The following is a 5,516-nucleotide window of genomic DNA, read 5'->3' as shown; positions in this document are numbered from 1 at the left end:
CGGAAATCCCCTATTCCGTTATGCACAACCTCGAATCGGCCGGAAGCGCCGCCCGCGCTATGCACGGTTCCGCCATTGTCCGTCTTCGCGCTTGCCGAATCCCAACGGACAAGTTTGGCTCCGCCGTCGCCGGCTGATTTGTATCCGCTTACACGAACATGCTGCCCGTCCTTGAGCAGCCCCGGCGGCAAAGCTTTCAGCTCTTCCACATTGTTTACCTGCAGCACCCGATTCGCTCCATTCGCACTAGTCGACGCATTGTCCGCAAGCGCAAGCTTGGACGCGAACGCGCTGCCGGCGAGCATCGCTCCGCCGATCCCCAAGGTGCGGAGTACGTTTCTTCTGCTGATCGCGGCTTTCTTCACGTTATCGGCCGCTTCCGTCTTGCCCCTGTTTTCCTCGTGATTCATCGACAACAGCTCCTTCTCCCTTTCTGATTTAACTCTGATTTGAAAATAGCTGGAAAAAATCATGAAAAGAAAATTTTACAAGACTCAGGTTTGTTCCTGGTTTGTTTTTCTTATTATAGCTCCACTATGAAAACGCCGTCAACGCTACTTTTCTACTTTTTTCTAAAACAATAACGGATTTCGCGCGTCTATAATTCGTCCCGATTTTATCGGAAAGCAAAAAAAAGAAAGGATTCCCACGATCAGGAATCCTTTCTTTCATGCGGCATTGCTATCATCCCCGCAGCTGCCTTACAAATTCGCGTACTTGCACTAGTCCGTCCGAGCGCGAGCCATCTTTCATGAGCAGCGGCGTCGCCTCTTCGATTTTCCGGACGATCGCACTGCCGACGACTACGCCGTCGCACATCTTGGAGAAATGCGAGAACTGCTCGCTTGTGGATATGCCGAAGCCGATTGCGATCGGCAGATCGGTCGAGCGGCGTACCGAAGCGAGAAAATCGTCGATACCGGAGAAAAAATCCGATCGCATGCCGGTTACCCCGAGCGAGGATACGCAATAAATAAATCCTGACGCGCTGGCGGTTATTTTGGCAATGCGGTCGTCCGACGTAGGAGCTACCAGTGGAATCAAATGAATGTTGTAGCGATCCGATAAGGCCTTGACCGGGCCGTTCTCCTCGAACGGCAAATCCGGAATAATGATTCCGCTAATATCATGCTCGACGAGCAGCTCGAAAAACCGCTCCAAGCCGAGCCGAAGCACCGGGTTGTAATAAGTGAATAAAATGAACGGCAGGTTGACGTTATGCTCGCGGGCCTGCTTGGCGATGCGGATACAGTCCAAAATCGTAATGTTATGCTTCAAGGCGCGCTCCGAGGCGCGCTGGATTACCGGTCCGTCCGCGAGCGGATCGGAATACGGAACTCCGAGCTCGACGATATCCGCTCCTGCCAGCTCCAACTCCCGCAGCAGTGAAAGCGACACGTCAGGGTTCGGATCCCCCATCGTAATATACGGGATGAGCGCCGTTCGGCCCTGACGCTTCAGCTCGGCGAACTTCTCATCAATGCGATTCACTGGCGCCACCTCCCAAGTATCCCATAATCGATTCGACGTCTTTGTCGCCGCGGCCGGACAGGCTCACTACGATAATTTCGTCTTTGCCCATAGCAGGCGCCACTTTGAGCGTATGCGCTACCGCATGCGAGCTCTCCAGGGCCGCTATGATGCCTTCGGTCCGGCTAAGCAGCTGGAGGGCATCCAGCGCTTCCTTGTCCGTGATCGGAACGTATTCCGCCCGGCCGCTGTCCTTCAAATAGGAGTGCTCCGGTCCGATACCCGGATAGTCGAGACCGGCGGAGATGGAGTGCGCCGGCATCACTTGCCCGAACTCGTCTTGCAGTACATAGCTGAGCGAGCCCTGGAACACGCCGGGACTTCCTTTCGTCATCGTAGCCGCGTGCTCTTCCGTATCCACGCCGCGTCCGGCCGCTTCCACGCCGATCAGACGAACCGATTCGTCTCCGACGAACGGATAGAAGATGCCCATCGCATTGCTGCCTCCGCCTACGCAGGCGATTACGGCATCGGGCAGCCGGCCTTCCTTCTCGAGTATTTGCGCTCTCGCCTCGTCGCCGATTATGCGTTGGAAATCGCGCACCATCATCGGATACGGGTGCGGACCGGTGACGGAGCCGAGAATGTAAAACGTATCGTGAACGTTGCTGACCCAGTAGCGCAGCGTTTCGTTGCAGGCGTCCTTGAGCGTGCGCGTTCCGGACATGACCGGCACAACCTCCGCGCCCAGCAGGTTCATCCGGAATACGTTAAGCTGCTGGCGCTTCGTATCCTCCTCGCCCATGAACACTTTGCACTCCAAACCGAGCAAGGCGGCGATCGTCGCCGAGGCGACCCCGTGCTGACCGGCTCCCGTTTCGGCAATCACCTTTTTCTTGCCCATCCGTTTGGCGAGTACCGCCTGCCCGATCGTGTTGTTGATTTTGTGGGCGCCGGTATGGTTTAAATCCTCGCGCTTCAAATAAATTTTCGCGCCGCCCAATTGCTCGGTCAGTCGCTCGGCGTAATAGAGACGGGACGGCCGACCCGCGTATTCGTTCAACAGCGTCCGCACTTCCTCGATAAAATCGGGATCCTGGGAATATTTGCGGTACGCCTCATCAAGCTCGATCAAAGCGTTCATTAACGTTTCCGGGACGTAACGGCCCCCGAAGGCGCCGAAGCGTCCTTGTTCGTCAGGCACTTGCATGCGACTCATGACGTTTCACCCTTTCGACGAATGCTGTAATTTTCGTAATGTCTTTGACGCCGTCCGATTCCACCCCGCTCGATACGTCCACGCCGTGAGGCGCATAGGCGCGAAGCAGCTCCGCGACGTTGTCCGGATTTAATCCGCCCGCGACGAGCAGCGGAATGCCGTTCCGGTTCGCCCAAGCCAGGTAGTCCGGTATCCGGCTCCATTCGAACGTACGGCCCGTACCGCCGCCTGCCGTATCGAGCAGCACGCCGTCGATGCAGCCCGCATAAGGATCGAGCTCGTCGTCAATCGAAGCAGTCGCGTTCGTGGACTCCCCTGCGCCGACTGCTCCCGCGACAGAGAATACCCGGTATACAAGAACCGGAAACGTTTCCTTCACCCGGCGGCAAAAAGCGGGGTCTTCCGCGCCGTGAAGCTGGATAACGTCCAGAGGCGCTTCGCGCATGACCTCAGCGAGCAGTTCTTCGGACGGATCCACGAACACCCCTACGGTCAGCGGCGTCGGCAACCCGCGCTCGCGCCTGTCGCGCACCAATTTCACCAAGTCCCGGGCTTCGGCCGGCGTTACTTGCCGTTTGCTCTTGGCGAATAAGAAGCCGATATGATCGATGGGCAAATGCAGGACGGACTGCAGCGTCCCGGCGTCTTTAAGTCCGCATATTTTGACAGTCGCCATTTACTTGGCCTCCCGCGCTTCCGCTTGTCCCATCAGCTCGTTGACGGCGTCCTCGACGACCGGCTTCCGCATGAAATGCTCTCCCACGAGCACCGCGCGCGCTCCGATCGAATGCAGGTAGCCGATTTCGTCAGGGGACGAAATGCCGCTTTCGCTGACTACGGTTTTACCCGACGGGATATCGCGGATCAGTTCTTCGGTCGTCTTCAGATCGGTGACAAACGTGCGCAAATTGCGGTTGTTGATGCCGATTAGCGTCGCATCGAGCGTGAGCACCCGGTCCAGCTCCTCTTTATCGTGCACCTCTACGAGCGTATCCAGCCCGAGATCGAGGGCCGTGGCGAGAAAATCCCTCAGCTCGTCCGTAGTCAATATCGCGGCGATCAGCAAAATCGCGTCCGCACCGATCGTGCGTGCCTCATAGATTTGCCGTGCGTCTATCGTAAAGTCTTTGCGCAGGATCGGAACGTTTACCGCCCGGCGAACCGCGCTCAAATAGTCGTTCGAGCCTTGAAAGTAGTCGACATCGGTCAGAACGGATATGCAATCCGTTCCGGCCGCCTCATACGAGCGTGCAATGCCGACGGGATCGAAATCCGGGCGGATCAGCCCTTTGGAAGGAGACGCCTTCTTCACCTCGGCGATCAATCCCATGCTCCGGTTGCTGTCTACGGCAATCGCCCGCTCGAAGCCGAGACAGGCCGGCATCGAAGCGATCTTCTTCTCCGCATCCGTCAAGGAGAACGTTTGCTTCAGCCGTTCAACTTCGTTTTTTTTCGTAGCTACGATTTTATCTAGAAACATGACTCAGTTCTCCCGTTACTTGGACTAGCTGCTCCAGCTTCTCCGCCGCTTTTCCGGAGTCGATGACCGCACCCGCTAATTTTACACCTTCCTGCAAAGTCGAGCAATGTCCGGTCACATAGAAGCAGGCTCCGGCATTGGCCAATATGATGTCGCGGCAAGCCCCGGCTGCCCCTCCGAGCACCGAACGGATGATTTCGGCATTCGTCTTCGCGTCCCCGCCGACCACATCGCTCATCGGATAGGCGCGAAGTCCGAGATCGTCCGGGCTTATGTCGAACGTTTCGATTTCGCCGTCCTTCAGCTCCGTCACCTTCGTCACGGCTGAAATGCTGATTTCGTCGAGGCCGTCATAGCTCGCTACGACAAGTCCGCGCTTGATGCCTAGCGAAGCGAGCACTTCCGCGATCAGCTCCGTCCGGTTGCGGTCGAATATGCCGAGCAGCTGCCGGTCGGCGCCGGCCGGATTCGTCAGCGGACCGAGTAGATTGAATACCGTGCGGATGCCGATCTCTTTGCGCGGAACCGCGGCGTATTTCATCGATGGATGGTGGGACTGGGCGAACATGAAGCAGATGCCGATACGCTCGAGACAATCCGATGCTTCTTCGGCGTTTAGTCCGATATGGACGCCCAACGCTTCCAGCACATCCGCGCTTCCGCTCTTGCTCGACATGGCCCGATTGCCGTGCTTGGCCACGCGGATGCCGCCGCCGGCGGCCACGATGGCGGAGGCTGTCGAGATATTGAACGTATCCGCGCCGTCCCCGCCCGTACCGCACGTATCCAGCAGATTGCTCCGCTCGGATCGGACCGCATTCGCCTTGCCGCGCATCGTTTCGGCGAAGCCGCCGATTTCTTCCGCCGTTTCCCCTTTCATCCGGAGCGCCGTAATGAGACTGCCGATCTGCGCCGGCGTCGCTTCGCCTTCCATGATGACGTTCATCGCGGCCTTGGCCTCGTCGCGGGTTAAATGCGCCCCGCCGACCACTTTCGCGATCGCTTGCTGAATCGAAATTCCGTAAGTCACGTTCGTCCCCTCCCCATATTCCGTAAGGCGTAATTTCATTCCGGATTCCATCTAAATCCGATGATAAAATCATGCGAAATGTCCTTCGATGACCAGGTGCCGACAATAACTGTAAATCATGCAGCTAATAGAGTAATAACCAAAGCTTCGGGTTAAATAGATGGAAAACATGCAGGTAAATCTCCGCCAAACGCCCCATAAGTCGCAAAGGGCTTAATTAACTGTACCTTTTCCAGCTAACGAAGGACATCTGACGCTTTCCCCACAAATAACCGCATGTTTTGAGGCTGTTGAAAAAGTCTGCAAAGTGAGGAAGC

General features: G+C 56.8%; 6 protein-coding genes. All 6 read right to left on the bottom strand.

Going from position 1 to position 5,516, the window contains the following annotated elements; genetic code table 11:
- A partial coding sequence (locus FE784_RS05820) for a twin-arginine translocation signal domain-containing protein (protein ID WP_176705985.1) occupies nt 1–410 on the bottom strand: 410 nt, incomplete at its 3' end.
- 274 nt (nt 411–684) lie between these two features.
- Entirely contained in the window at nt 685–1,491 is an 807-nt protein-coding gene (gene trpA, locus FE784_RS05815) for a tryptophan synthase subunit alpha (protein WP_139601183.1), read from the bottom strand.
- Nucleotides 1,478–2,689: a tryptophan synthase subunit beta gene (trpB, locus tag FE784_RS05810; protein WP_139601182.1), complete on the bottom strand. Its 1,212-nt coding sequence runs from the start codon at nt 2,687–2,689 to the stop codon at nt 1,478–1,480. Before trpB ends, trpA begins: the two co-directional genes overlap by 14 nt.
- Nucleotides 2,667–3,365 carry a phosphoribosylanthranilate isomerase gene (locus FE784_RS05805; protein WP_139601181.1) on the bottom strand — a complete coding sequence of 233 codons (699 nt, stop codon included), beginning with the start codon at nt 3,363–3,365 and terminating at the stop codon, nt 2,667–2,669. Before FE784_RS05805 ends, trpB begins: the two co-directional genes overlap by 23 nt.
- Nucleotides 3,366–4,169 (bottom strand): indole-3-glycerol phosphate synthase TrpC, encoded by an 804-nt coding sequence (gene trpC / locus FE784_RS05800; protein WP_139601180.1) that lies wholly within the window; start codon nt 4,167–4,169, stop codon nt 3,366–3,368.
- Nucleotides 4,156–5,199: an anthranilate phosphoribosyltransferase gene (gene trpD / locus FE784_RS05795; protein ID WP_246131913.1), complete on the bottom strand. Its 1,044-nt coding sequence runs from the start codon at nt 5,197–5,199 to the stop codon at nt 4,156–4,158. Before trpD ends, trpC begins: the two co-directional genes overlap by 14 nt.
- Nucleotides 5,200–5,516: the final 317 nt, after the last annotated feature.

Source organism: Paenibacillus hemerocallicola (assembly GCF_006265175.1).
GTDB classification, from domain to species: domain Bacteria; phylum Bacillota; class Bacilli; order Paenibacillales; family NBRC-103111; genus Paenibacillus_AB; species Paenibacillus_AB hemerocallicola.
Note: the sequence above shows the minus strand (reverse complement) of the source record. Positions and strands in the feature narration are given on the sequence as shown.

What these genes read in the sequence shown, in the direction of transcription:
- trpB (WP_139601182.1), bottom strand. Translation starts at nt 2,689, where the DNA reads ATGAGTCGCATGCAAGTGCCTGACGAACAAGGACGCTTCGGCGCCTTC.
- FE784_RS05805 (WP_139601181.1), bottom strand. Translation starts at nt 3,365, where the DNA reads ATGGCGACTGTCAAAATATGCGGACTTAAAGACGCCGGGACGCTGCAG.
- trpC (WP_139601180.1), bottom strand. Translation starts at nt 4,169, where the DNA reads ATGTTTCTAGATAAAATCGTAGCTACGAAAAAAAACGAAGTTGAACGG.